Origin of the sequence: Paenibacillus cymbidii (assembly GCF_004764705.1) — a bacterium.
GTDB classification, from domain to species: Bacteria; Bacillota; Bacilli; order Paenibacillales; family NBRC-103111; genus Paenibacillus_AN; species Paenibacillus_AN cymbidii.
Map to the genome: position 1 here is coordinate 92,585 of NZ_SHLX01000029.1, position 25,598 is coordinate 118,182.

General features: G+C 57.5%; 23 protein-coding genes. 5 read left to right on the forward strand and 18 right to left on the reverse strand.

Annotated features, from left to right (window positions below; all coding sequences use genetic code 11):
* Positions 1-56 precede the first annotated feature (56 nt).
* From fdhA to EXY20_RS30050, 13 genes are all read right to left on the reverse strand, one after another.
* A complete protein-coding gene (gene fdhA / locus EXY20_RS29990) occupies positions 57-1,274 on the reverse strand; it encodes a formaldehyde dehydrogenase, glutathione-independent (protein WP_135556107.1) in 1,218 nt (405 codons plus the stop codon).
* Positions 1,275-1,520: 246 nt separating this feature from the next.
* Positions 1,521-2,957: a copper amine oxidase N-terminal domain-containing protein gene (locus EXY20_RS29995; RefSeq protein ID WP_167859633.1), complete on the reverse strand. Its 1,437-nt coding sequence runs from the start codon at positions 2,955-2,957 to the stop codon at positions 1,521-1,523.
* A gap of 975 nt (positions 2,958-3,932) precedes the next feature.
* Positions 3,933-5,564, reverse strand: a complete 1,632-nt coding sequence (locus EXY20_RS30000; protein WP_135556109.1) for a putative polysaccharide biosynthesis protein — start codon at positions 5,562-5,564, stop codon at positions 3,933-3,935.
* A 28-nt stretch (positions 5,565-5,592) separates the two neighbouring features.
* Entirely contained in the window at positions 5,593-6,318 is a 726-nt protein-coding gene (locus EXY20_RS30005; RefSeq protein ID WP_135556110.1) for a ThuA domain-containing protein, read from the reverse strand.
* Positions 6,319-6,377: 59 nt separating this feature from the next.
* The gene (locus EXY20_RS30010) at positions 6,378-6,857 is read right to left on the reverse strand and encodes a DUF456 domain-containing protein (protein ID WP_135556111.1); all 480 of its coding nucleotides are present in this window, start codon (positions 6,855-6,857) and stop codon (positions 6,378-6,380) included.
* 12 nt (positions 6,858-6,869) lie between these two features.
* Positions 6,870-7,637: a Cof-type HAD-IIB family hydrolase gene (locus EXY20_RS30015; RefSeq protein WP_268966440.1), complete on the reverse strand. Its 768-nt coding sequence runs from the start codon at positions 7,635-7,637 to the stop codon at positions 6,870-6,872.
* Between the two features lie 31 nt (positions 7,638-7,668).
* Positions 7,669-9,543: an asparagine synthase (glutamine-hydrolyzing) gene (asnB, locus tag EXY20_RS30020; protein WP_135556112.1), complete on the reverse strand. Its 1,875-nt coding sequence runs from the start codon at positions 9,541-9,543 to the stop codon at positions 7,669-7,671.
* Positions 9,544-9,712: 169 nt separating this feature from the next.
* Positions 9,713-11,203 (reverse strand): hypothetical protein, encoded by a 1,491-nt coding sequence (locus tag EXY20_RS30025; RefSeq protein ID WP_135556113.1) that lies wholly within the window; start codon positions 11,201-11,203, stop codon positions 9,713-9,715.
* Between the two features lie 485 nt (positions 11,204-11,688).
* Complete coding sequence (locus EXY20_RS30030) at positions 11,689-12,564, reverse strand: metal ABC transporter permease (RefSeq protein ID WP_135556114.1); 876 nt, start codon at positions 12,562-12,564, stop codon at positions 11,689-11,691.
* Positions 12,561-13,508 carry a metal ABC transporter permease gene (locus EXY20_RS30035; protein ID WP_235886263.1) on the reverse strand — a complete coding sequence of 316 codons (948 nt, stop codon included), beginning with the start codon at positions 13,506-13,508 and terminating at the stop codon, positions 12,561-12,563. The genes EXY20_RS30030 and EXY20_RS30035 overlap by 4 nt, the downstream gene beginning before the upstream one ends.
* A 5-nt stretch (positions 13,509-13,513) precedes the next feature.
* Positions 13,514-14,284, reverse strand: coding sequence for a metal ABC transporter ATP-binding protein (locus tag EXY20_RS30040; protein ID WP_135556115.1), 771 nt, complete (start codon positions 14,282-14,284; stop codon positions 13,514-13,516).
* Between the two features lie 20 nt (positions 14,285-14,304).
* On the reverse strand, positions 14,305-15,219 hold the full coding sequence (locus EXY20_RS30045; RefSeq protein ID WP_135556131.1) for a metal ABC transporter solute-binding protein, Zn/Mn family: 915 nt from the start codon (positions 15,217-15,219) through the stop codon (positions 14,305-14,307).
* Positions 15,220-15,457: 238 nt separating this feature from the next.
* On the reverse strand, positions 15,458-16,174 hold the full coding sequence (locus EXY20_RS30050) for a metal-dependent hydrolase (RefSeq protein ID WP_135556116.1): 717 nt from the start codon (positions 16,172-16,174) through the stop codon (positions 15,458-15,460).
* Positions 16,175-16,315: 141 nt separating this feature from the next.
* Between EXY20_RS30050 and EXY20_RS40125 the strand changes: the two genes are divergently transcribed.
* Positions 16,316-16,633 carry a hypothetical protein gene (locus EXY20_RS40125; protein WP_235886265.1) on the forward strand — a complete coding sequence of 106 codons (318 nt, stop codon included), beginning with the start codon at positions 16,316-16,318 and terminating at the stop codon, positions 16,631-16,633.
* A 15-nt stretch (positions 16,634-16,648) separates the two neighbouring features.
* Entirely contained in the window at positions 16,649-16,867 is a 219-nt protein-coding gene (locus EXY20_RS40130) for a hypothetical protein (protein WP_235886266.1), read from the forward strand.
* A 428-nt stretch (positions 16,868-17,295) separates the two neighbouring features.
* Here EXY20_RS40130 and EXY20_RS30060 read toward each other — a convergent pair whose 3' ends face one another.
* From EXY20_RS30060 to EXY20_RS30075, 4 genes are all read right to left on the reverse strand, one after another.
* The gene (locus tag EXY20_RS30060; protein WP_135556117.1) at positions 17,296-19,326 is read right to left on the reverse strand and encodes a peptidoglycan D,D-transpeptidase FtsI family protein; all 2,031 of its coding nucleotides are present in this window, start codon (positions 19,324-19,326) and stop codon (positions 17,296-17,298) included.
* A 4-nt stretch (positions 19,327-19,330) separates the two neighbouring features.
* A complete protein-coding gene (locus tag EXY20_RS30065) occupies positions 19,331-20,041 on the reverse strand; it encodes an HAD-IA family hydrolase (RefSeq protein WP_135556118.1) in 711 nt (236 codons plus the stop codon).
* A 108-nt stretch (positions 20,042-20,149) separates the two neighbouring features.
* Positions 20,150-21,310 (reverse strand): transglutaminase domain-containing protein, encoded by a 1,161-nt coding sequence (locus EXY20_RS30070; RefSeq protein ID WP_235886267.1) that lies wholly within the window; start codon positions 21,308-21,310, stop codon positions 20,150-20,152.
* 50 nt (positions 21,311-21,360) lie between these two features.
* A complete protein-coding gene (locus tag EXY20_RS30075) occupies positions 21,361-21,789 on the reverse strand; it encodes a hypothetical protein (RefSeq protein WP_135556119.1) in 429 nt (142 codons plus the stop codon).
* A gap of 170 nt (positions 21,790-21,959) precedes the next feature.
* Between EXY20_RS30075 and EXY20_RS30080 the strand changes: the two genes are divergently transcribed.
* The 3 genes from EXY20_RS30080 to EXY20_RS30085 all read left to right on the forward strand — a co-directional run bounded on the left by EXY20_RS30080 (position 21,960) and on the right by EXY20_RS30085 (position 23,786).
* Positions 21,960-23,117 (forward strand): MFS transporter, encoded by a 1,158-nt coding sequence (locus tag EXY20_RS30080; RefSeq protein ID WP_135556120.1) that lies wholly within the window; start codon positions 21,960-21,962, stop codon positions 23,115-23,117.
* 123 nt (positions 23,118-23,240) lie between these two features.
* Positions 23,241-23,342, forward strand: coding sequence for a YjcZ family sporulation protein (locus EXY20_RS40135; protein WP_235886268.1), 102 nt, complete (start codon positions 23,241-23,243; stop codon positions 23,340-23,342).
* 87 nt (positions 23,343-23,429) lie between these two features.
* Positions 23,430-23,786: a toprim domain-containing protein gene (locus EXY20_RS30085; RefSeq protein WP_135556121.1), complete on the forward strand. Its 357-nt coding sequence runs from the start codon at positions 23,430-23,432 to the stop codon at positions 23,784-23,786.
* Here EXY20_RS30085 and EXY20_RS30090 read toward each other — a convergent pair.
* Positions 23,781-24,704, reverse strand: a complete 924-nt coding sequence (locus EXY20_RS30090; protein ID WP_135556122.1) for an AEC family transporter — start codon at positions 24,702-24,704, stop codon at positions 23,781-23,783. The genes EXY20_RS30085 and EXY20_RS30090 overlap by 6 nt on opposite strands.
* Positions 24,705-25,598: the final 894 nt, after the last annotated feature.

The window sequence follows — 25,598 nt, forward strand, 5'->3', positions numbered from 1 at the left end:
TGCAAAAAGAGCCGCCTGTCATAAATCGGCAGGCAGCTCTTCATTCGTGCAACATCTTATTTGCGAACTTGTCCGTGCGGGTCGATGACGTACTTCTTCGACGCCCCGCGGTCGAAGTCTTTGTAGGCAGCCGGAGCTTCGTCGAGCGAAATGACCGTCGCGTTGACGGCTTTGGCGATTTGGGCGCGGCCGCTCAAAATCGACATCATCAATTCGCGGTGGTATTTCATAACCGGCGTTTGTCCGGTAACAAACGTGTGCGACTTCGCCCAGCCGAGGCCGAAGCGGATTTTGAGGGTGCCGATTTTGGCGTCCTCGTCGACAGCACCCGGGTCGCCCGTGACGTACAGGCCCGGAATCCCGAGCGCGCCGCCGGCACGCGTGACGGTCATGATCGAGTTGAGCACCGTTGCCGGCGCTTCCGAATGCCCTTTGCCGTGACCGTGGGCTTCGAAACCGACGCAGTCAACGGCGCAATCGACTTCCGGCACGCCGAGAATTTGTTCGATTTGTTCGCCGAGGTCGTCGTGCAGGCTCAGGTTCACCGTTTCGCAGCCGAAGCTGCGCGCTTGCGCCAAGCGGCCTTCATTCAGGTCGCCGACGATAACGACGGCGGCGCCGAGCAATTGCGCCGAATGCGCAGCCGCCAAACCTACAGGGCCGGCGCCGGCAATATATACGGTGGAACCGGGTTTAACTCCGGCGCTGACTGCGCCGTGGAAGCCGGTCGGGAAAATGTCCGACAGCATCGTCAGGTCGGTAATTTTCTCCATCGCCTGTTCTTTGTCCGGGAATTTCAGCAGCTGGAAGTCGGCATACGGCACCATTACATATTCCGATTGGCCGCCAACCCATCCGCCCATATCGACATAACCGTACGCCGATCCCGGACGGTCCGGGTTGACGTTCAGACAGACGTTCGTATTGCGTTCCTTACAAGCGCGGCAGCGTCCGCAAGCGATATTGAAAGGCACCGAAACAAGATCGCCTTTCTTCATGAATTCGACGTCGCGGCCGATTTCGATAATTTCGCCGGTAATTTCGTGCCCGAGCACGAGACCGGCAGGAGCTGTCGTTCTGCCGCGCACCATGTGTTGGTCGCTACCGCAAATGTTCGTCGTCACAACCTTCAGAATGACGCCGTGATCGCACTTGCGTCCGACGTTTTTCGGATTGACGCCGGGTCCGTCATGCAGCTCAAGATCCGGAAACGCCGTATTTTCTACCGTTACCTCGCCCGGTCCTTGATATACTACCGCTCTGTTACCTGCCACTTGTTCGCACTCCTTTTCGATTGGAATGATGCGTGACTTCCTCGTTAGCCGTACGCGCATGGCCGGTAAACACGACCCAAATTTTGTAAGCGCTTTATCCGGTTCGCGATTGTTCTTGCTTGACCGCCATACACCCTTTAACTGTATGCGTTATTGCCCAATCCGTCAATATCCAGAAAAAACGATCCTGGCGAAAAACACGTCCCCCGCCGCTTATGCAGACAGAAGGACGTGTGTGATGGGCGATTATGGCTTGATGATCGAAACGGTGCGTGTTGCTTCGTCCCAGCCGACGGTTGCGCCGAGCTTCTCGGCAATGAACCGGACCGGTACGAAGGTGCTGTCGTCGGTGATTTCGGCGGCCACTTCAAGCTCATCCTCCACGCCGTTCACGAGCGCCTTTGTGCTGTCGATCGTCAACACAATCGTTTTGCCGGTCAAAATGTCGGTGATGTGCACCTGGCGCTTATCCCCGTCCCATTCGACGTCGGCCGCCAGTTGCTCGGATACGAAACGCACCGGCACCATGGTAGAGGCGCCGCGAATATAAGGCGCGCTGCCGGTAATTTCGTTCGTGGCACTCATTTGCATAGCGATCGTTTTGCGGGTAATGTGCAAATCGTTCATCAGCAAATCGTACAGCGGCGACTTCGCGTCGGCGGATTTGAGATAGTGCGCCATCCGCAGGTTCGGGCTCCAGATAAGCCGGTCGGCTGCAGGCGTCAACTGCTTCGCCGTGACCGCCTGATTGACGTTCCACAGGTCCGACGTTACCGACATTTTCGTGCCCGCCGCGCCGTCTGCCGTGCCTCCGTCCGGAAGGAACAGGTCAAGCGCCAGCTTGCGCGTTTGCAGGTCGCTGTCGACGTACAGATCGACGTTCAGCGCCAGTTTATCGCTAAACAAGTCCGCCTTAGGCGTTTCCGGCAGCTTGGCCAGCATCTCCTGCAGCTGATTGTTCACGAGCTGCACGACGATCGGCGCCGAAGGCAGTCCGGCCGCGTCCAGCATCGCCGCAATCGCTTGCTGCACGCCGGCTTCGTCGCCCTTCACGCCGCTCAGCAGCTGTTTGTAAAGGTCGGCAAACTCGGCGCCTTTGAGCGCGATATGAATGCGCTGCAGCGACACGCTTTCGCCGTGAATCGTTTCGGTTGCCGGAGCGACCGTCACGGTTTGCGCGTTCGGCAGCTTCTCGATCAGGAAAGGCAGCACCGCATCGATCATGCTGTCCAGGCTGCCGGAAAGCTGACCGATGTCGATCGGCAAATTCAGTTTCACTTTATCGGACAGAAGGGCGGACAAGTCAAACTCCACTTGCTTGGCGCCATCCGCTTCGAAAAGCAGCTTCATGTCGCTTTGCGAAAAACGCAGCGGAATGGCAGCTTTGGCGTCCTTCAGTTCCCCTTCGACATAGACGTGTTTGCTGTCTTGCTGGTCGATTGTCGTCAAATTCAGCGTAACCGGCGCGAGTGCCGCCAGCCCGGCCGCTTGTGCGTCCGCCGGAGCTTTCCCTACCCGTTCCAGCGTAATCTGTGCGCTCGCCTGGTAAGACTTGCTCGTCAGCGCGTTGACGCCCGATTGCGTCAAGTCGACGTTCGAGCCCGTCACCGCCTGACAAGCCGCCAACACGAGCAGCAGCAGCGCGAGCAGCGCACTTGCTCCTATTCTTTGTCTCTTGCTCATTCCTTCTCCTCCATCCCATGAATTAAGCGCGGACCGGTCGGCATTGCATTTCATTTCCCCATCAATGGTCGACCGGAAACCAAGCCCATTAATGCCTATTCCATCATAGCACGCGGAGCGGGAAAGCAGAAAGTCCAATATCAAGAGGTAAAAAGTGGCATTAACCGGGTGCGCGGCCGCAGCCGTAATAAGACAAGCCATTTTTTGAGGATGGCGAGTGATGATGGACCGTTACCACAGCGCTAAAATGATGCTACAATGGCGCTCGGACGAATGGTTTCTGCGGCTAACGGTTCGTAAAGGCCTTATTCGGTCGAAATCGGCCCGTTTGCAAATCTAACGGACCTCACAGTCGTTATTTGATGAAAGCCGGTCAAAGTCGGAGTAAAATCAGCCAATAAGCTCGCTACGTTCCGTTAGCGCCGGAAAATCGTCCGAAATGACCGAATAAGCTCATTACGAACCGTTAGTACGCCGAAGCAGGAAGGAAGAAGCTTCTTGATCCCTCCCGAAGGCCGATGGCGAACGGGCGGCGCCATGCAGGAAAATCATCGCAGCGGATTCGCATCAAGCCAGCTCCCGGGGGGGGGGGGGGGACAGCCGCCGCAATTCAAAGAGGCCATGCAGATGCATGGCCCCTCTTCTGGTAAGAAAAACGGCTATCGAAACGGACCAGGCTTAAGCGGCAACGTTCACGCCTTGGCGAGCTTCCGGTTGTGTTGCAAGAGCGTTCACCGTACCTGGTCGAGCGACTGGGGAGAAAATAGGCCACAAAAAATGGCTTATTCGTCTCATTTCGGCCTCCTCATTCCAAATAGCCAGCGAAAACACTGGTTATTTGGGCGAAACAGCCGCAATCCAGGCAGATTGACGCGAATAGCCAGCGAAATCACTGGCTATTTGGTGAGCATGACTCAGTATTGACGAAATAGGCCGTAAAAGATGGCCTATTCGCAATCTCTTGCTGTTCCGCGGCTACCCGCGGCCGAGCAAGCGCGCGCCGCGCGCCAGCAGCTTGCGCACCGGCGCCGGGAAAGACGCCGCATCCGCCGGCGTCACGACGCGCGTCAGCGCCAGCAGCGCCGGGTACAGCGCCACTACGACGCCGCATACGAGCAGCGTATGCAGCAGATCATCGAGCCTGTTGCCGAACGGCGTGATGTACAGGCGGCACAGTTCGAACACGCCGACGCCGACGCCGCTCATGACGGCGACGGTGACGGCCAGGCCGGCCCACTTGCGCCGGTTGAACAGCTTCATCGGCGTCAAGCGCCTAAGCAGCGCCACGTTCATCGCAGCGGCGGCCAGGAACGCCAGCATCGTCGCGACGACCATGCCGTCCATGCCGAAGCCGTAAGCCAGCGCGATGCTGCCCGCCAGCTTGATGACGAACATAAGCACCACATTGACGATCAGCGCCCGCATACGGCCGATCCCCATCAGGATGGCGCCGGTCGTCATCATAATAATTTGAAAGATGGTGCCGGCCGTCAGCAGCGCAATCATCGAGGTGCCGTGCGAATCGGCGAAGATCAGCCGGTTGATCGGATCGGCGGCGACCGTTATCGCCGCGATGACCGGAATGCCGGTGAAGAGGCCGAGTCGGATCGCTTGCGACGCTTTGTTGCCTACCTCGTCCATATCGCGCTTCGCATAAGCGGACGAAATGACCGGCACCAGCGACTGGCTGATCGCCACGGCGAAGATAACCGGAATGCCGGCGAGCGATTGCGCCCGGCCAAGCAGCGCGCCAAGCAGTTCCTGCGCCTGCTGGGCGCCGATCTGGCCCTTCAGCAGCGGCACGCCGAGCATCGAATCGACCAGATAAACAAGCTGCACCGACGCGGAAAACAGGCTCATCGGGATCGCCAGTTTGAGCAGCACGGTGTAAATTTGCTTCACCGTCATCGCGACGCCGCGCGCCGCCGATGCGCCGCCGGCAGCCGCCGCGGAGCGCTTGTTGCGATCGATCCGCTTCAGCTTGCTGAAATAGAGCAGCATAATGCCCAGCGCGCCGATGCCGCCGAATACGGCGCCGAACGATGCGCCGGCCGCCATGCCTTCGATCCCGTAGCCGACCCAGAGCAAAATGCCGGCCAAGCCGATCGAAGTAACGACGCGGACGATCTGCTCGACGATTTGCGAGATGCCGCCCGGCGTCATGCGCTGTCGGCCCTGAAAGTAGCCGCGCAGCATGGCGATGATCGGGAACAGCAGAAGCGCGGGAGCCATGGCGCGAATCGACGCGGCCGATTGGGGAATTCCGCTCGCGTTCGCGATCAAAGGCGCCGCCGCATACAGGACAAGGGTAATAAAAAGTCCGGCAACCAGGGCGAACCAGAGCGCCGCGCGCAGGATCCGATCCGCTTCCGCGTGGCGGCCGAGCGCCGTTTTCTCCGAAATGAGCTTGCTGAGCGCGCTCGGAATACCGGCTGTCGCAATCGGCAGCAACACGAGGTACCACGTATTGGCCACGCCGTACACCGCTTGGCCGGCGTCGCCGAGAATATGCTGGAGCGGCACCCGCTGCGCCATGCCGAGGAACCGGGCGATGAACGCAGCGAGCGTCAGGATGAGCGTTCCTTTGAGCAGCGAATCTTTGGACAACGTAATTCCTTCTCCCGTCGGACGCTAATTATTGGTGCGGCGTAACTGCCTCGAGCGGCTTCGCGTTGCCGTACACCGGCTTGGCGCCGCGGCCGGCCGCCGCCCATTTGACGCCGTTCGCGATAACTTTGAGCACGTCCTGGTTGTAATACGTCGGGAACGTTTCATGGCCCGGGCGGAAATAAAACACTTTCCCCTGGCCGCGATGATACGTGCAGCCGCTGCGGAACACTTCGCCGCCTTCGAACCAACTCACCAACACGAGCTCGTCCGGCGCCGGGATATCGAAATGCTCGCCATACATTTCCTCATGCTCCAGCTCGAAATATTGGCCCAGCCCTTCCGCAATCGGATGCGCCGGATCGACGACCCAGATGCGCTCCTTTTCGCCGATTTCGCGCCATTTCAGGTCGCAGGAAGTGCCCATCAGCCGCTTGAAAATTTTCGAAAAATGGCCGGAGTGCAGCACGATCAGCCCCATGCCCTGCCATACCCGCTTCTGCACGCGCTCGACGATGTCGTCTTCGACTTGATTGTGGCCCATATGGCCCCACCAGATCAGCACGTCGGTCGCGTCCAGCACCTCTTCGGTCAAGCCGTGCTCCGGCTGCTCGAGCGTGGCGGTGCGCACGTCGAAGCCGTAAGGGCGAATGCCGTCGGCGATCGCGTTGTGAATGCCGTTCGGATATACTTCCGCCACTTTCTCATGCTTCTTTTCGTGCAAATTTTCATTCCATACCGTTACGCGAACCATCCCGATCCACTCTCCTGTTTCGTTTTATTAATAGGCGCCTTCACCGTTCGAGAACCGGCTTACAGCAGCCATATTATAAACAGCACGATCATGATCGACTGCAGCACAATCTTCATCGCCAGGCCGGAAAAAAAACCGACCAGCGCCCCGAGCCCGGCCCGCATCGACTGGCGCATGTCCGCGCCGGTCGTCAATTCGCCCGCGACGGCGCCGAGGAACGGTCCGAGGATGAGGCCGAACGCCGGAATGACGAACGGTCCGATCAGGATGCCGATCGTACTGCCGATCACCGACGCCCGCGTACCGCCGAACCGTTTGACCCCCCAGGCGCCGATCACATAATCGGCGACCACGATCGCCAGCACGATCGTCGTCTGGATCAGCCAGAACCAGAGTCCGAACGGCGAGAAACTGATGCACAGCCCATAAACGAAAAAAGCGGCGTAAATCGCAAACACGCCCGGCAGCACCGGATAAATCGCGCCGGCCATGCCGACGGCGAACAACACGATGACGAGAATCCAGCCGACGACATCCATCGCGCGTCTCCCCTATTCGCCGCTGCGTTCCGCGGGCTGCTCGCCGAAGATGTAACGCCGAATGACGTGCGCCACGCCGTCCTCGTCATTCGTTGCCGTCACGGCGTCCGCAGCCCGCTTCACCGCATCCTGCGCATTGTCCATCGCCACGCCGAGCCCGGCGGCGCGAATCATCGCGATATCGTTGAGGCTGTCGCCGACCGCAATTACCTCGTGCATGCCGATGCCGAGCAGCCGGCACACTTCGCCCACGCCGCTGGCTTTGCTGATGCCGCCCGGATTGATCTCGAGATTGTTCGGGTGCGAGTTGGTAATTTCCAGCCCGCCCCAGGTTTCAAGCGTGGCCCGGATGAGCCGCAGCTTGTCGCTATCTTCGGTAAAGTAGCCGAATTTGAGCCATTGCACCGACGAAGGATCGTCCAACCATTTTTCCTTGTTAAATACGCCTTCGACCGCATAAGCCCAGTACCAGGTGTCGTACTCGACGGCCAGCGCATGCATGCGCCCCATTACCTCTGCGTCCATCAAATGCCGCCGAAGCAGCTTGCCCGGGCGTTCCCACACTTCGCTGCCGTTCACCGCCACAATCGGCGTCGTCAGCTGCATCTCCTCGATGATCGGCAGCGCGCTTTGCACCCCGCGGCCGGTCGAGAAGCTGACCGTCACGCCGGCTTCCAGCGCGGCGTTGATCCATTTGCGATTTTCCGGCGAAACGGCGCCTTCCTTGTTCAGCACCGTGCCGTCCATATCCAATGCGACCAGCTTGTAAACAGTGTCCAACCCCTTTGCCGGTAGTAAGCTCCCGCTATTGTCAACCGACGGCCACAGCGCCGGTCGGCTGCTCCTTCATGTACGTAACGTGCCACAGCGCAAACACGTAAATGACCCACAGCCGGCGGGCGTAATCGCCTTGGCCGCTGCGGTGCATGCCCATCATCTCTTCGATCGCGGCCATGTTGAGGAAGCCGTCGATGCCGCTGGCGCGTATTTGCTCCAGCAGCAGCTCGCCGTGCTTGTCCTTCATCCAGTCGCGCAGCGGCACCGGGAAGCCGAGCTTGGGCCGATCCAGAATCGGCTCCGGCACGATGCCTTTCATCGCCCGGCGGAAAATCGCTTTCGTCGTGCCGTCCGCCAGCCGATACGCAGCCGGAATGCGGCGGGCGATTTCAAACAGCTCCTTGTCGAGAAACGGCACGCGCAGCTCGAGCGAGTGGGCCATCGTCATTTTGTCCGCTTTCATCAGAATGTCGCCCGGCAGCCACAAATTCATATCGATGTACTGCATGCGGCTGACCGGATCGAGATGCTGCGTGCGGGCATAAAATTCCGCCGCCACCTCGAACGGCGACTTGTACGATTGAAGCAATCCGTCGTGCGAACGAACGATGTCCGCTTTCATGTCTTCGCTGAAAATTTTGGCGTTGCCGAGGAAGCGGCGCTCCAGCGGCGTCGACGCCCGCAGCAAATAGTTGCGCCCCGGCGTCCGTTCCGGCAGCCATTGGGCGACCGCATGCAGAAACCGCTGCAGCGCCGGCGGCAGCCAGGCGAGCGGCCGCAGCGCGCCCGGCTCGCGGTAGATGCGATAGCCGCCGAACAGCTCGTCCGCGCCTTCGCCCGACAGCACAACCGTCACATGCTCGCTGGCCAGTTTGGCGACATGGTACAACGCGATGGCCGACGGATCGGCGACCGGCTCGTCCTGATGCCAGATCGCCTTCGGCAGCGCGCCGAAAAACTCGCCCGTCGTAATCAGCTTGCCGTAATGCTCGGTGCCGAGCGCGGCGGCCGTCTGGCGGGCGATCGTCGTTTCGTTGTTCGGCCCCATGAAGCCGACCGAAAACGTGCGCAGCGGCTCGATCCGGCGAATGCAGGCGGCGATCGCCGTCGAGTCGATCCCGCTGGACAGGAAACAGCCCCGCGGCACGTCGCTGACGAGGTGATGTTTGACCGAATCCATCAGCCCGGCGCGAATTTGTTCGACGTATTCACCCATCGGACGTTCAACCGGCTCGAACATCGGGTCCCAGTAGCTGCGGATCGACACGTCGCCGTTCGCCGTGACCGTAATCGTATGCGCCGGCGGCAGCTTCTGGATGCCTTCGAACATCGTCAGCGGCTCCGGCACGTATTGGAAGGTCAAGTATTGGAACAACGCTTCCGTATTGACCGCGCGATGCACGTTCGGGGCGGCCAGAATGCTTTTGATTTCCGAGCCGAAGAGCAGCGAATTGGCGTCGCGGCGGTAATAGAACGGCTTGATGCCAAAATGGTCGCGCGCGCCGAACATCGTCTTGCGCCGGCGATCCCAAATGACGAAGCCGAACATGCCGCGCAGCAGCTTGACGCAATCTTCGCCGTGCTCTTCGTACAGGTGTACGATCACTTCGGTGTCGGACATCGTTTTGAACCGGTGGCCGCGATCCAGCAGCTGTTCGCGCAACTCTTTATAGTTGTAGATTTCCCCGTTGAAAATGATCCAAACCGAGTCGTCCTCGTTGCTGAGCGGCTGATGGCCTTCCGCCAAATCAATGATCGACAGGCGGCGAAAGCCGAGTCCGATATGCTCCTCCGCAAAAAATCCGGAATCGTTCGGCCCGCGATGCTCGATAATGTCGGTCATCGCCTTCAGCGTCTGCTCCGCCGGTATGCGACCGTCAAAATAGACTGCTCCCGTAATGCCGCACATAGTACGTTCCTCTCTCGCTCCGTAAGTTCCCGCTCCGCATTCGGGCAGGGTTGTCTGATGTTATAGTATACCATACATCGATAGGAGGGGAAAGGAAGCGGAGACACGGATTCCGCCCCGTCCCTGTCTCCCGCTGCGGTCTTTTTGACTGGATTCAGCTGCGTCTGTTTCACGGATTGGAAAAACAAGCTTTATCGGGAAGTACGGCGAACGAAAAGCGTTCCGTTTGTTGGATGCTGCTGATTTTCCAGAAGTTGTTTTCATACTTGTATTGCAATTCCGTGTATGCTTTTTCCGTTCTCCAGTATTCCATGATCAATGCGCGGTATACGAGCTGTTTCGGGTCGGGGACTGCGGCCGCGTTTGTGCTTGGCTTGGCATTTGGGCTTGTCTCCGGATACGGTCGGGGCATCGACATCTCGTAGCCATAAAAATCCGCAAATTTCTTCCCCTCGTATTCGGGGTCGTTGTTCCACGCTTTCTGCAGGATCACCGGAGATATGTATTGAATCGAGCGGTAAACCGTCTCTCCGACGGTTTGCAAATAGGCTTCCGCATTCGGCTGAGTAAAGTGATTTGTATAGTATGCCTCGGTTACTTTCGTCATTGAGTCTTCGTCAGGCTTCAAAATGGAAGGCATGAGCTTGCATGCACGAACCTGTTTGGCAGCATCCCACAATTCGATCCGATCGTACGACTTGGAGGGGACAATCTCCGATCGGCCGCTGGCCGTATTGAATCCGATGAAATAATCTTTCGACAGATCCAGATAAATATATTCCTTCGCGCTTTCCCCCGAGTATAGCGATGCCATTTTGAAGGAGCGCTGGTCCGTATTGCGAACATACGCTTCCGCTTTTTGCGCCTGGAAGAGTACGCCAAACATATACAACATAACTCCCATAAACAGACAAAATATGACCGTTGCAAAAATGTACATGGAAAAAATCATATGTTTTCGATCCTGTTTGTGCGGGTCTTTCATCATATCGTCCCGGTACCCGTCCCGCTCCCATTCCCCGTCTTGTCCAGAAAAATAACTCAGCAACAAATAGAAGGAACAGAAGAAATATATGGCGAACAGTTTGCCGGCGTGACTGACAAGGAATGAAAAAGGGATAGCCGCAAAAGCAAGCGTTCCGAAAATGTGAACAAAAAAATAACTATTTCCGCTTTCCAAAAAAGCGTTCAGATTTTTGCGGATTCGGTTGATCGTTCGATTGCCCGATAATCGCGTCGTACGGGGCGTCTTGCCTTTGGATAACTCCCGTTTGATTACCCGTACAACAATTCTGATCAAATAAGCAAGGAAACAGAGTCCGGCCAATTTCGCCGTAACGAATACGCCATTGATGATCGTCGTTTGATAAGAGACCGGAACAATGATCTGCATCGGCTCACCGAAAATAAAGGTACGGCTCAGAAACGGGCTGAACAAGCCTTGCACGTAAATAAATCCGGCCGCGAGACAAGCGAAAGCAATCGACGCGTAATGATGCTTGTGCAGACGAGTAAACAAGTCGACGACAGACGGAATGCGCTCGCGTTTCTCCTGATTATCCACTCTGATACTTCCTTTCATACTTTTTTTGATTGTAATTACATATTCTGAACCATCTCCTTTTCCCCTTTTTCCTGCATGCAAAAAATGCCGACTCATGTTTGATCGGCCCGAATTGCTGCGAAAATCGTCGGGACTGGTCAAATGAATCGGCAACTTTGAAAAGAAGTCATTTTTCATTCGCTATTTGGATTGTCCGGTCTTGTCTCTTTTTCACAGCCGAATAACTGGAATGGTTATGATTCACCGTCACCCTGCTCCTGAGACACGATTTCATGAAATAGCGGAAAGAGGCTCCGTTATAACGCCATCGTTACCAGTTGAGCGACAAATAGCGGAAAAAGATTCCGCTATTGCTCCAAAGTTGGCTGTTGAGCACCGGATAGCGGAAAGAGGTTCCATTATTCCTCCAACGTTGGCCTTCCAACACGCCTTAGTGGAAGTCGGTTCCGCTATTGCTCCAAGGTGTCTTTGAGACCCGGAACTATGGCTGGCTGTGAATCGTAACGATACCTTTTCAGGAAGCTGAAGGGCATTCCGCTCCCCCTTGTCTTTTTCCAGCTGGAGTTTGCTTGCGTAAGCGATTATCCGGCCGCGGCCGTTCGGCGCCGCACGATTCTGCCGACCACGCCGTGGCTCGGCGAGAACAGAAACGCCAGCACGAACAGCACTCCTGCGGCCGACACCATGCAGCCGGCAATGGAAGCGTCGAATACTACCGCGGCGTAATAACCGATCACGGCGCTCGCCGAGCCGATCAGCATGCTGTACAAAATCATCGCGCCAAGTCTTTCGGTCAGCAAATAGGCCGTTGCGGCAGGCACGACAAGCATGCCGACAACGAGAATGGCGCCGACGCTTTCGAAGGAAGCGACCGTCGTCATCGAAACGAGGCCCATCAGCAAGTAATGGAACAACGCTACGGGAATGCCGACGGCTGCCGCCAGCGCCGGATCGAAGGCGATCAGCTTGAATTGCTTGTAGAAAAGGCTGATGACGAGGACGCTGGCCAGCAGCGCCATCCCGAGCATTACAACGGCCTTCGGCAGCGACACGGCAGCGGTCAAAGCCGTCAAGTCCCAGCCAACATAAGCGATTTCTCCGTACAGGACGCAATCGAGATCCAGGTCGACTTTGCCCGCATACAAGCTGACCAGCACGACGCCGACGGAGAACAAGGCGGTAAATACGACGCCGATCGAAGCGTCCGCCTGCACGCCGCTTTGGTGAAACAGCTGAATGAGCCATACCGTCAGCAGCCCCAGGCATGCCGCGCCAAGCAGCATCGGCAACGAATCGCGCGTTCCGCTGAACAGGAAGGCGATGACGATGCCGGGCAGCACGGCATGGCTGATGGCGTCGCCGATCATGGCCATGCGGCGCAAAATCAGGAAGCAGCCAAGCAAGCTGCAGGAACAAGCAACCAGCACGCCGGTCAATACGATCCACATGCCGCTCATCCGCGTTCCCCCTTAAGCGTTGCCTGCGTTGCAGGCGCTGCCATTGCCAGCTCAAGCCGTGCGCGCCGTCTGGCCAGCGCGAAGCGGACCAGCTTGACGAGGGCGCCGCGCTTCGGCGCGCACAAGACCGAAACGCCGAACCAGGCGGTGGCGGCCAGCACGCTGAGCGGGCCTGTCGGCAAGTTGTTGCCGAGCGAGCTGAGCAGCGTGCCGACGAAGCCGCTGAGCGCGCCGAACAAGCCGGCCAGCGCCGTCATAACGCCGAGGCGATCGGTCCAGTAACGCGCCGATACCGCGGGCGTAATGAGCAGCGCCGCCATCAGGACGACGCCAACCGCCTGGATGCCGACGACGACGGCGACCACGATGAGCAGCATCAGCAGTTGATCGAGCAGCGCAACCGGCAGACCGAGTCCGCGGGCGAAACCCGGATCGAAGCTGAGCAATTTGAATTCCTTGAACAGCAGCATACATAAGCCGACCAGCACGAGGCAAACGATGCTCATGACGAGCACGTCGGAAGCGATCATCGATACGGCCTGGCCGAACAGGAATTTGTCGAGCCCGCTTTGATTGCCGCTGTCGCTGTGCTGGATTTGCGTCAGCAGCACGATGCCGAAGCCGAAAAACACCGACAGCACAATCCCGAGCGCCGTATCCTGCTTGATGCGGGAATGTCTCGTCACATAGCCGATCGCAAACGTAGCGAGCAGCCCGGCGCAAGCGGCGCCGACCATGAAGAAGCCGATCGATTTGGTGCCGGTGGCCATAAACGCCAGGCAAATGCCGGGCAGGGCGGCATGCGCCAGTGCATCGCCCATCAAGCTTTGCTTCCGCAAATAAGCGAAGCAGCCGATGACGCCGCTGCACAAGCCAAGCAGCATGCAGCCCAGCAAAATCCACTGCGTATTCGGATCGCGAAACGTGTCCAGCATCGTCTCCATCACCTTCACCTCGTCATGGCCACGATCGGGCTGTCGCGATCGCGCTCCAATATCGCCAACCGGCCCCCGTATGTCCGCTGCAAATTGGCTGTCGTAAACACTTCTTCCGTCGGACCGAATGCCACTACTTCCGCATTCAGCAGCAGCACCCAATCGAAATATTCCGTAACCGTCGCCAGATCGTGATGCACGACAAGAACCGTTTTGCCCTGCTCCTTCAATTCGTTCAGCAAGCTGACGATCGCCTTCTCCGTGGCGGCGTCGACGCCGACAAACGGCTCATCCATCAAATATAGCCGCGCATCCTGCGCCAGCGCCCTCGCCAGGAAGATGCGCTGCTGCTGACCGCCCGACAGCTGGCTGATTTGCCTGCCCGCGTAGCCGTCCATGCCCACCTTGCGCAGCGCTTCCATCGCAAGCGCCCGCTCCTTCGCCCCGGGCCGGCGAAACCAGCCGAGTTGGCCGTATCGGCCCATCATCACGACGTCAAGCGCGTTCGTCGGAAAGTCCCAATCGACCGATTCCCGCTGCGGCACATAGCCGACCAGCTTGCGCTGCTCCTTGTACGGCTTGCCGTATACCGTTACTTCGCCGGTCAACCGGGGGATCAGACCGAGCGCCGCTTTAATCAGCGTCGACTTGCCCGCTCCGTTCGGTCCGACGATGCCGACCAGCTTGCCTTCCGGCACCTCCAGCGACACGTCGCGGAGCACCGGCTGCTTGCGATAAGCAACGGTCATCCGTTCGATACCGAGAGGGGTTTTGTTTCCGTCCATTGCAATCACTCCTGTTCCGCTCATTTCAGCGCACCCACGATCGTATCGACATTATGCCGCACCATGCCGATATACGTGCCTTCCGCCGTTCCTTCCTTGCCCATGGCATCGGAGAACAGCTCGCCGCCGATGCGCACTTCGTGCCCTTTTTTCTTCGCGCCTTCGATTACGGCCTGGATCGTTTTTTTCGGCACGCTCGATTCCACGAACACCGCCTTGACCTTGTTCGCGACCAGGTAGTCGCGCAAATCGCCGACATCCTTCGTGCCCGCTTCCGCCGCCGTGCTGATCCCTTGCAAACCCATTACTTTGATGCCATACGCGTCGCCGAAATAGCCGAAAGCGTCGTGTGCGGTCACAAGCACCCTGCCTTGTTCGGGAATCGAGGCGATTTGCCGACCGGCGTAATCGTGCAGCTCCGCCAGTTGCTTCAAATAAACCTCTTTGTTCGCTCGATAGCTGTCGGCATGGGCCGGGTCCAGCTTGCCAAGCTCGGCTGCTATCGTTTCCGTCGCGCTCATCCAGTGGCGCACATCGAACCAGATGTGCGGATCGTGCTGCCCTTCTCCGCCTTCCCAGCCGCGCAGCTTCGTTTCGGGAATGTCGCGGGCGACGGCCACCGTCGGCTTTTGTCCCGCCATTTTTTCGAACATGTCGACCATCTTGCCTTCCAGATGCAGTCCGTTGTAAAAGATGATGTCGGCTTGCTCCAATTTGGCGATATCGCCATGCGACGCTTTGAACAAGTGCGGGTCCACGCCGCTTTTCATCAGCCCTTCCACCTGCACGTGCTCGCCGCCTACCTGCTTCGCCACATCGGCGATCATCCCCGTCGTCGTCGTCACCTTCAGCTTGCCTTCCGCGTTGTCAAACGCCGGATTCGTTCCCGCGCACGCGACCAGCACGGTCAACGCCACGTAGCACATGCCGGTCATGAATCGTTTGATCGGATGAGGCAATTTTTTGTCAGGCACAGCGCCAACTCCTTATTTGTATTTTGATCGAGCGCCTAAGTATTGGACAAGTGACATTTATTTTCGTCAACTCACCTTTTTGTATTATATACAATAATTTTTCCCTAGTGCAACACTAATCTTTTTTCAAGCGCACAAAAAAACCTTCCCGGCAGCAAACCCGGAAAGGTTTTTTAGCTTCTTATGCCCGTTATTTGGCCTATAGTTCGATCGATTCGCCCGGCTTCAGCGCCACGCCTTCGATGCCGCGGGAAGCGAGCAGTTGCGCGAAGTTCGCGCCGTCCTGGCGGATCAGCTCGAACGTGTTGTAGTGAACCGGTATAACCCGCTTCGCGCCGAGCCATTCCGCAGCTTGAGCCGCATCCTCCGGTCCCATTGTAAACAAGTCGCCGATTGGCAGAAACGCCAGATCGATCCGGTGCTTGCGGCCGATCAGCTGCATATCGGAGAACAGGTTCGTATCGCCCGCGTGCAGGATCGTCAGGCCGTCCCACTTGATAATCAGTCCGGCCGGCATGCCGGCATAAACGATTTGCTGCTTGTCGTGCAGGATAATGCCCGAACTGTGAAACGCCGGCACCATGTGCACTTCGGCGAATCCGAGCGAAAGCTTGCCGCCGATGTTCATATCGCGGGTGCGGACGCCTTGCCAGCTCATGTACGTGGCTAGTTCGTGAATCGCGACCAGCGTGGCGTCGTTCCGTTTGGCGATGGCGACGGCATCCTGGATGTGGTCGGCGTGCGCATGCGTCAGCAGGACGTATTGCGCTTCGACGCCGTCCGGCTTGACGGCTGCAGCCGGGTTGTCCGACAGAAACGGATCGATCACAATCGATTGGCCGCCGCTTGTCAGCTGTACGCAGGAATGGCCGTGATACTCGATTTTCGTCCGAAACCCTTCTTTCTTCGAGCGAATGGTAGAGCTTGCCTATTCATTATAACCCGTGCGCGTTGCCGGCAAAAATGATAAGATGGTTGCAAAGGCGAAGCACGTCCTTTTCCGGGTTCGAACGGGAGAGGGCGTGCTATTTTTATTTGGCGACGAGGAGGAGAAAGAATGGATTTTCAAACCGCGCACGAGGCCTTTATCGGCGCTCACCTGGAGCGGCGAAGCGGCGAACGCAAAGGTAGGCTGGAGCGTGGCCACGACCATGGCGAGAAGCTGTTTTTGCAGCAAGTGTGGTGGCTGGTTAAAGGCGATTTTGAGCATCTGCATCCGGAGTATGAGCTGCAGGACTGGATGGGGCGGTCGTATTTTGCCGATTTCGCCTGGCTGCCGCCGGGATGGATCCGGCTGCTGATCGAAATCAAAGGCTTTTCTTCCCACGTGCGGGATATGGACCGGCACAAATTTTGCCGCGAGTTGAATCGTTAAACGTTTCTGCATGCGATGGGCTTCACCGTCATCTCCTTCGCCTATGACGATATCGAGCAGCGGCCCGAGCTGTGCATTCGTTTGCTTCGCATGGTAATGAACCGCTACCAGCCTGCCCAAGTGCCGGTCGAACGCGCGGTGCTGGCCGAAAAGAAACTGATCCGACTGGCGGCTTGGCAATCCGCCCCGCTGCGGCCGAAGGAGGTCGAGCGACACTTTGCCATCGATCATTAAACGGCGGTACTCATGTTGAACAAATTGTGCAGCAAAGGATGGATGGCGCCCGTATACGGCGCAAACGGACAACGGGCCACCGGCTACAAGCTGGTCAGGGGGGCGGTCGACTACTTGGACTGAAATGGTGATGGCAACTCGCGCTACCTCGGGTAACCCGCGTAATTGCGAGCAACTCGCAGAACGGCGGTGTAACTGGAAAACCTCCCGTTATTTTGCGCCGAAACTGCCACTTTGCCAAAATAACAGGAAAACCTCCTGCTAAATCTCGCCTTTTACCCGACTTTCGGATAAAAGCGGAAAATAGCAGGAGGTTTTCCATCTATTTTTCGTTTTTCGTTAAAAATCGCAAAAATAACGGGAGGTTTTCCTGTTATGCCGGGAACCGGGTCGCCTTGCGGCCCTGGAGCTGCCGCGGCGCCGCCCCGCTACTGCTGCGGCGCGCCTTTCGGCGTGCCGTACATGCCGATCGCCTGATCGTAGGCGTCGTACATTTTGCGCGCGATCGGCGCGGCGCCGAATGAGCCGAAGCCGCCTTCCGGAACGACGACAGCTACCGCGACACGCGGTTTGTCGGCCGGCGCGTAGGAAATGAACACGGCATTGTTGACCCGTTTGCCGGGAAGGTCTTGCTCCGACGTACCCGTTTTGCGTTCGAACGGGTACGGGAAATCCTCGAACTGCTGGACGTTAACTTTGGACATGCCTTCTTCAAGCGTCTTCCAATACGATGCCGGGAACGTAACCTCGTTCAGTATTTCCGGCTCCACCTTTGTGACGACTTGGTTGTCGTACGTCGTAATCTCGTCGACAAAGATTGGCCGGTACCGCTTGCCGTGGTTCGCCAGCATGGTGGCATACTGGGCAAGCTGCAGCGTCGTATAACGCGCCGCTTGTCCAAACGACGCATACACGAGCGCCGCCTGCGGACTGGAGTCCTTGGCCATCGTCAAGTATTCCTTCGTCCCCGCATACTCGCCGGGCAAGTTGCTGCCGGTCACCACGCCGAGTCCGAATTTTTCCATGTAGGAGTTCCAGATGTCAAGCCCGCCGGTTTTGTTCAAATACAGCCGATTGCCGATCATCGCCGCCATGAACGTATTGGAGGAATGCCACAACGCGCCGGCGGCGTTTATGCCCCCCCATCCCTGGCCATCCGAGTTTCGGATTGTCGACTTGTTGTCTTTCCCGAAGTTGAAAGAGCCGTAATCCGAATAAGTTTCAGTCGTCGTAAGCAGCCCTTCACTCAAGCCGACCAGCACTGTCAGCGGCTTCATCGTCGAGCCGAGCGGCACGACGGAGCTCGGATGCTTGACGCGTTCCTTGTCGTCGAGAATGTTCGGCTGGCGGTCGCGGATCGTGCCGTTCGAAATCGCGTTGAGCAATTGATTGTACCGATCTTGGCTGAAACCGCTGATCCATTCGTTCGGGTCGTAGCTCGGATAGTTGGCCATCGCGATCACGCGTCCCGTATCCACTTCCATCATAACTGCATACCCGGCAATCGCCTGATTGCCCATCGAATAATAATCGCTCGGATTCGTTTTCGTGCGCATGAACTTGATATGATCCTCAATCGCTTTCTGCGTCGCGAGCTGTACATCTTTATTGAGCGTCAAATGCAAGTTGCGGCCTTTCTCCGGCGGCACGATGCTGACTTGGCTGATAATTTCCGAGCTCGGGTTGACGGAATACGTTTTGCTGCCGTTTTTGCCGCGCAGGTCGTCCTGGTACAGAAACTCCAGCCCGTCGAAGCCGACGTATTCTTCGTTCAGGTAGTCTTCGGGATTGTCGGTATATTTTTTGATGTACGAGTCTTTCATGTTTTTCGCCGCGCTGTATTGCTTCAGGTAGCCGACCAACTGCGGCGCGATCAGCGACGGGTCGTACTGGCGCGTGCTCTCTTCCGTGACCTCGATGCCGGGAAGCTCGTCGATATGTTCGGAAATATAGGCGATTTCCTTGTTCGTCAAACCCGACTTGATGCGCCGCGGCCAGTACGTATAGCTCGGGTCCTTCGCCTTGTTGCCGTTGATGTCGATGCCGACGTCCATATTTTTGATAATGTCCGCCGCAGTAAGCTTGGTTCCGTCCGGATTGCCGTACGTGGCGAAAATCGACTCCAGCTTTTTGGCCAGCTCGATCTGATCCGCCTTCTTCTGGTCCGGCTCGATCAAATAATAAGCCGACTGCGTCGAAATCGTATAAGCGATCGGATAGCCGTCCTGCGAATAAATGTTGCCGCGAATCGGCGAGATGGTGACGTCTTTTTTGTAGGTGCGGTTTTTGGAGGCGGACAAATCTTTGCCCTGCACGAACTGGAGAATGGCGAGCTGCACGATCAGCACCGAAAACAGTACGAACGTACAAAAGAAAAACATATTGATCCGCACCGAAAAATGCCGGCGCGCCGCCCGCTCCTGCTTCTCCCTGTCGTCCATGCCAACCGGCTGTTTCATGCGTTTATCCCTCGCTTAACTCCTTCAAAGAATGAATTCCTTCTCCGGCGTGATAGTCGTATCGAATGATTTTGACGGCGTCGATGCCCGCTTCGTTCGGCGCCCAAATATCGTTCTGGTCGTGGTCGCCGACATACAGCACGTCGCCCGCTTCGAGTCCCGCTCGCTCCAGCGCAAGCCGGAAGATGGCCGGGTTCGGCTTCTCGAGCCCCACTTCGGTCGACACGACGATCGGGTCAAAATAATGCCCAATCCCCTTGTCCGCCAAAATCGCCCGCAGCGTCGGAGCAAAATTGGACACAACCCCGAGCCGGAAGCCCCGCTCCGCAAGCTGCTGCAAACTTTCCTTCACGTCGTCGAACAGCTGGTAATGCGCGGGCGCGGTGAACACGTCGTACAGCTCGTGGCTGCACTGGTGGATCTGCTCTTCGTCCCAATCGTCTTCGGCGCCGAGACGCCCCAGTATATACTTGTAAATGTTCATCCAGAAGGTGCGGTCCGACTCCGGCGAACATGTTTCTTCCGGGTTTAATTGTTTGCCATAGTAAAACATGCGAAATGCTTCCGTAAACAACGTGCCGATCCGATCGGCTTCGCGGTGCAGCGACCGTTCCGCCAGCACTTGCTGCATAATGAGACGCGCGGCCGGTATCGTCAGCAGCGTATCGCCCACATCGAAAAAAATCGCCTTGTAGGCTTCAAGCGGTTTTTTCATTCCTCTTGCTCCTTCCGCGCAGTACGGCTCCGGGATGTGCCTGTAAGTTTACCATAAGTAAAGCCGGCGCAAAAGAGGAGCGGCGTCCCGATTTCGACCGCCGCCCGATCAGGTGTCCTTGATATGCGTCGAACTGAAATTCGGCGGATCGAACCAGTTGCCGCCGCTGGATACCCACGTTGAATCGAGCGGCACCCAAACACCGCGCTGCGTCAAGTACACTTCGTTCCACGCATGCGGCCCGTAGCCGCCGCGGCCGTCGTACCCGAGGCCGGTGATTACTTTGACGTCGAGGTCGATGGCGCGGGCCATCGAAGCGTACAAGCGGGAATAATCGATGCATACGCCGAGTTTGGTACGGAACGTGTCCTCCGGCGTCTGCTCCTTCCAGATGCGCTGATCCTCGTACATTTTCACCTTGTCCCAATCGTACTTGACGCGCGTGCCGATCCACTCGTACAACGCCTTCGCCTTCTCTTCGTCGGTCGTCGCCTTCGCGGTAATTTCTTTCGCGGCGAGCGCGATATCGTCCGGTATGCGGGCGTCGATGACTTCATACTTGCGCTGCAGAATGTTGCTGAACTCGTCCTCTACCGCACGTGTGAACACCGGCAATTGCCGGGTGATAAAATCGCCGGCGAACGGCTGGATCACTTCCTGCGCTCCCGTCCGATATACGTCGGAATGCTGCACGTATCCCGTAAACGGCGCAGACGGAAACAGCGACGTATAAACGAACAGCACGCAGACGACGATCAAGGCGCGCGCGGCGCCGGTGACAGCGCCGAAAGCGGCCCCCGCCGCACTGCTCGGCAGCGCCGGCTTGCGGCTGGCCCCCGCGCGCGGAGAGCCTGCCGCAATCTTGAGCCCTCCCTGAACCAGCACGAATGCCGCCCAGTGCAGCGCCGACTTAACGGCGATATACCCGAGCAGGAACAGAATGCCGGAGCGCATCAGCGAAAAATCTCGCAACCCCGTGGCAAACGTATAATAGATTCGCTCCAGCCAGCCGATATCGCGAGTCGTCGGAATCCGAATGTTGCGCGACTCCAGCCAGTCGGCGACCAAGGGCGACAGCCATTCCATCAGCTGCCAGGCGATGACGACGCTGGCGATCGTCAATATGCAGTCGATGAGCAGCGCGGTCATTTGTCTTGCCGAGCCGTGCGCTCCTTTGGCCGCCCCCTGCACGATCGATGCGAATACAATAATGACGATCAGAACCGAAATCCAGTTCACATCCGCCAGCAACTGCCAAAATGGCGCCACCCTTGTCCCCCCTCTCGCGAACGGCGGCAACGGCGATCGTCAGCCGCCGCTTACGAATTTTGCTTCGCCTGGTCGATAAACTTCTGCAGCGCTTCGTCCGCTTTTATCGTGAACGATTGTCCGGCGATCGTCAGCTTCACGTCGTTCGAGCCCGGCTTGCCGTCGATCTGCACCGTTTTCGACTTGACGGTGTACGAGCCGTCGGCGTTTTTCACATATTTCGCTTCTTTCACTTCGTCCTTGATCGCTTTCGTCAGTTGGTCCTGCGCCGCCACGCTGATCGTGCTGACCGCGTCTTGCACGACGTCGGCCAGTTTGTCCTTGTAGTTGTACCCGTAAATCGCCAGCGCGGCCAGCAGCACAAGAATGATGACCCACTTGACGACCGTCTTCACCAGCTTCACGACGAGCACAATCACCACAAGCGCAACGATCAAAACATACCATTTGTCCTGCAAAAACGTTGTCCACTGATCCATTCGTTCCGATTCCCCCCGCTATCATCATGGGTCCATACCTTCTCTATCATACTATATCGCCGAAAAAAAAGGGAATACGCGGACGGGCCGGAACGTATTCGTAGAAGAGACATGCCCGGCGCCTTGCGGTAAACGCGCACGGGCTCATTTCGCAGACGGGGAGTGGCGGCATGAAAACGGCGATTTGGTTGTACCTGTTCATTTTCGTGGCGTTTTTCGATTTGCACGCGCAGTATCCGATTTTGTCGCCGTTCGCGTTGTCGCTGGGGGCGGCGCCGTCGTTCATCGGCCTCATCATGGGCGTCTATTCGATCACCCATCTGCCCGGCAACCTGCTCGCCGGCTACGGCGTCGACCGGTACGGCAGCAAACCGTTCATCGTCCTGTCGCTGATCGCCGCGGGTACGGTGCTCATTTTCCAATCGCGTGTGACCGATCCGTGGCAGCTGCTGGCCATTCGTTCGATCAGCGGCTTCGTGCTCGCTTTCCTGTCCCCTTCCTGTCTGGCGCTGCTCGCCAAACTGGCGAAAGACCGCATCCATCAAGGCAAGCTGATGTCCGGCAACGGGCTCGTGCACACGCTCGCGTCCGTCGTTTCGCCTGCCGCCGGGGCGTACCTTGTCGCCAAACTCGGCTTCCAGGCTTCGTTCACCGCCCTCGGCTGGGGGCTGATCGCCACCGGCGTCATCGCCATCTTTGGCGTCAGGGAAGCGCGCACGCCGGCGATGGCGGGGAACGCCGGAGACGACTTGCCGGTACCGACTAACGGGCGAAGCGCCGATTCGAATGGTTCTCCCGCTATTCCGTGGCTGTTTTTCGGCATTCCGATCGCCCTTTCGTGCTCGCAAGGCATTCTGTTCTTCGAACTGCCCCTGTCCGACGCCGCACGCCATTCCGTCCTCACATCCGGCCTGCTCTTCTCCATGGTCAGCCTGGGTGCGCTCGTTACGCTGGCGATGCTGTTCCTGAACCGGTTTCCCGCCTTTTACCGGACCGCCTTCGGCAGCTTGGGGCTCGCCGTCGTCTTCTTCGGCATGGCGATCGGCTGGCCGGTGCCGCTGTATGCGACGCTGTTCCTGATCGGCATGGCCAAAGGCGTCATCTACCCCGCCATCGCCGCCATGCTCGCCGAGCTGACGAGCCATGCCCGGTATGGCCGCGTTTTTTCGCTGCTGTCGATCTCCTATTCCGTTGGCGCATTCATCGGCCCGCTTGTCTCCGGCCAGCTGCGCGACAGCATCTCCCCCTTCTATCTGGCATTCGTCGGCCTCATGATCGCTTTGACGCTGCTGCCGTTCGACCGGTTCCGCCGGGTTGCGACGGTTTAACGGACCGTAGTATTCGGACACGCCTATTTTGCCCGCCTATGGGTGTGTACACAGTCCGACAGATGCCCGGCGCATAGTATGGATTGTGTCAGATGACTACTGGGTGAAAGGGGTGCATCTACAATGTCGGGTTGCGAACCGGGATTTGGCGCTTTTACTTCCGCCGGAATCATTCTTGTCTTGTTCATCCTGCTTGTCATTGTATTGCGGAGCTGGACATTCTAAAATATTAAATACGCACCTGCTTACGAAAAGGCCCCGGATGCGCATCCAGGGCCTCGTTCATTTTATGCACAAGGAGTTCTTCCCCCCATGCCCATCGTCATCATCGTCGAAGGAAAAAACGACCGAAGCCGCCTGCGCCGCGTGCTATCCGAAGACGTGCTCATCCTGTGCACATTCGGCACGCCGGGAACCGAACAGCTGGAGCTGCTCAAACGTCAGGCGGGGGACAAGCCCGTATACGTGTTCACCGACAACGACGCTTCCGGCAAAAAAATTCGCGCCCTGCTCGGCGACGCTTTCCCGGACAGCGAACACATCTATACGCGCCGCGGCTATGCGGGCGTGGAAGGCACGCCCGAGGAATACTTGATCCAGCAGCTGGAGAAGGCGGGGCTGGAAGATTATATCTTGTACCCGCCGCCCGGTATGGAATTCGGATTATGAAATAAATTGCAGCAAATAAATGACGACCGACACGGTAAAAATACTGAACACCGTCGATGCAAACACCGCCTGCGAGGCAAATTCCGGCTCGTTGTCGAACTCGACGGCGAGCAGCACGCTGCTGAGCGACGTCGGCACCGCGCAGGAAAGCACCAGCGCCTGGGCCATCGGGCCGTGGATGCCGAGCAGCAGTACGACGCCGAAGCCGAGCAGCGGTCCGATGCAGAGCCGAAGCACGCTGGCGATGGCGACATCGGCCAGCTTGAGCTGCCACTTCATGCTGCCGAGCTGCACGCCGAGCGTGACGAGCGCCGTCGCGAAGAAGCCGTTTGCCACATATTCGATCGGCAAATAGATCGGCTCCGGCACATCGACGTGCAAGCCGCGCAGCAGGAAAGCCAGCGGAATAATGTAGATGACCGGCAGCGTGGCAATTTGGCGCACGGAGTCTTTCCAGTCGCTCTTGTGCGCGTTGATGCTGTAGATGCCGTATGTATTCGGCAGCAGGCTCTGCATCATCGTGATGATAATCTGAATCGACAGGGTGAACGCGTCGCCCACGAACACGAGTTGGTTGAGCGGAATCGCGTAATTGGCGCTATTGTAGAACAGCACGCTGTTGCGCATCGAACTGCGCATGCCCGCTCCGTAGCGGCGCAGCCGGACGACCGCCTCCGCGACGCCGAACAGCAGCGCGATAAACACGAAGAAAAAGGCCAGCACCTGCAGCAGAACGCTCCAGCTGATCGACGATTCGTAGATCATTTTAAAAATGACGGCCGGCGAAAACAAATAAAAATTCAGCTTCGACAAAGTGCGAATGTCCAGCTTGAACGCCCGGTACAAAATGATGCCAAGCGCAATCATAACGCTGAGCGGCACGACATTATGCAGCAAAATGTGAGTGAAATACGTCATACTCCCGTTCTCGTCTCCCCGTGTGTAACCCTTGCGCAGCGCCTCAAAACGCCGCAATACCGATCATAGCCCAATTGCCTGCGAAAGGGAACGGCAAATGCTGCTGCATCCCCCCACAAAGTGGGGCTTTTTCCAAGGGGCTCGCTCCGGTTGCCGCTGCTCCATACTCAACCCCGGCTCTCCGCTCCCGCCCCCTTGCCCTTGTTTGAACCATCGCCAAACAGACACGTTGCACAAAGCGCGGCAGTCTCCCCTCCGACAACGAACAAATTCACTTTTGTACCGCTCCGACGAAGCGTCCTGCACAAAAGGCCATGTTTTATTGCCTATTAGGCTAAAAACGGGCATCCTGCCGCTGGGTGGTTCGGATCATTTAAGGCGGAAAAACAGGCTTATTTCGCTACTGCTGGGTGGTTCGGGTCTTTTAAGAAGGGAAAACCGGCTTATTCCGCTGCCGCCGGATGATTCGGATCATTTAAGGCGGAAAAACCGGCTTAATTTGCTGCTGCTGGGTGGACTGGATCATATAAGGCGGGAAGACCGGCTTAATTCCTCCCGCTGTCCAGTCAGTGCAAATAAGACGATTATCGAGGAGAGTTACTACCGTCTACAAGAACAGACAATCACTTTTCTATATTTTTATGGTCTATTCGGGATAATATGGGCAAAACGAAAAAACTTGGCATAATCAAAAAAACTGACGTCTGCTGTGAATTGATCGGAGCTTAAATGTAAAAATGCTCTTTACCTACTGCCTGACAGGCTCGTTTGTACCTTTGTCAAGAAAGTAGACACACAATTTAAGCGATCTGCTGTTGCTCGTAGTACCTTTTTTCGCATAAATGCGGGGTGAGGTAACCAATTGACGAATGGATGCGAGTGCGATTGTAATCA

What these genes read in the sequence shown, in the direction of transcription:
- EXY20_RS29995 (WP_167859633.1), bottom strand. Translation starts at nt 2,957, where the DNA reads ATGAGCAAGAGACAAAGAATAGGAGCAAGTGCGCTGCTCGCGCTGCTG.
- EXY20_RS30005 (WP_135556110.1), bottom strand. Translation starts at nt 6,318, where the DNA reads ATGGTTCGCGTAACGGTATGGAATGAAAATTTGCACGAAAAGAAGCAT.
- EXY20_RS30010 (WP_135556111.1), bottom strand. Translation starts at nt 6,857, where the DNA reads ATGGATGTCGTCGGCTGGATTCTCGTCATCGTGTTGTTCGCCGTCGGC.
- asnB (WP_135556112.1), bottom strand. Translation starts at nt 9,543, where the DNA reads ATGTGCGGCATTACGGGAGCAGTCTATTTTGACGGTCGCATACCGGCG.
- EXY20_RS30025 (WP_135556113.1), bottom strand. Translation starts at nt 11,203, where the DNA reads ATGAGTCGGCATTTTTTGCATGCAGGAAAAAGGGGAAAAGGAGATGGT.
- EXY20_RS30030 (WP_135556114.1), bottom strand. Translation starts at nt 12,564, where the DNA reads ATGAGCGGCATGTGGATCGTATTGACCGGCGTGCTGGTTGCTTGTTCC.
- EXY20_RS30035 (WP_235886263.1), bottom strand. Translation starts at nt 13,508, where the DNA reads ATGGAGACGATGCTGGACACGTTTCGCGATCCGAATACGCAGTGGATT.
- EXY20_RS30040 (WP_135556115.1), bottom strand. Translation starts at nt 14,284, where the DNA reads ATGGACGGAAACAAAACCCCTCTCGGTATCGAACGGATGACCGTTGCT.
- EXY20_RS30045 (WP_135556131.1), bottom strand. Translation starts at nt 15,219, where the DNA reads ATGACCGGCATGTGCTACGTGGCGTTGACCGTGCTGGTCGCGTGCGCG.
- EXY20_RS40125 (WP_235886265.1), top strand. Translation starts at nt 16,316, where the DNA reads ATGGATTTTCAAACCGCGCACGAGGCCTTTATCGGCGCTCACCTGGAG.
- EXY20_RS40130 (WP_235886266.1), top strand. Translation starts at nt 16,649, where the DNA reads ATGGGCTTCACCGTCATCTCCTTCGCCTATGACGATATCGAGCAGCGG.
- EXY20_RS30060 (WP_135556117.1), bottom strand. Translation starts at nt 19,326, where the DNA reads ATGAAACAGCCGGTTGGCATGGACGACAGGGAGAAGCAGGAGCGGGCG.
- EXY20_RS30065 (WP_135556118.1), bottom strand. Translation starts at nt 20,041, where the DNA reads ATGAAAAAACCGCTTGAAGCCTACAAGGCGATTTTTTTCGATGTGGGC.
- EXY20_RS30075 (WP_135556119.1), bottom strand. Translation starts at nt 21,789, where the DNA reads ATGGATCAGTGGACAACGTTTTTGCAGGACAAATGGTATGTTTTGATC.
- EXY20_RS30080 (WP_135556120.1), top strand. Translation starts at nt 21,960, where the DNA reads ATGAAAACGGCGATTTGGTTGTACCTGTTCATTTTCGTGGCGTTTTTC.
- EXY20_RS40135 (WP_235886268.1), top strand. Translation starts at nt 23,241, where the DNA reads ATGTCGGGTTGCGAACCGGGATTTGGCGCTTTTACTTCCGCCGGAATC.
- EXY20_RS30085 (WP_135556121.1), top strand. Translation starts at nt 23,430, where the DNA reads ATGCCCATCGTCATCATCGTCGAAGGAAAAAACGACCGAAGCCGCCTG.
- EXY20_RS30090 (WP_135556122.1), bottom strand. Translation starts at nt 24,704, where the DNA reads ATGACGTATTTCACTCACATTTTGCTGCATAATGTCGTGCCGCTCAGC.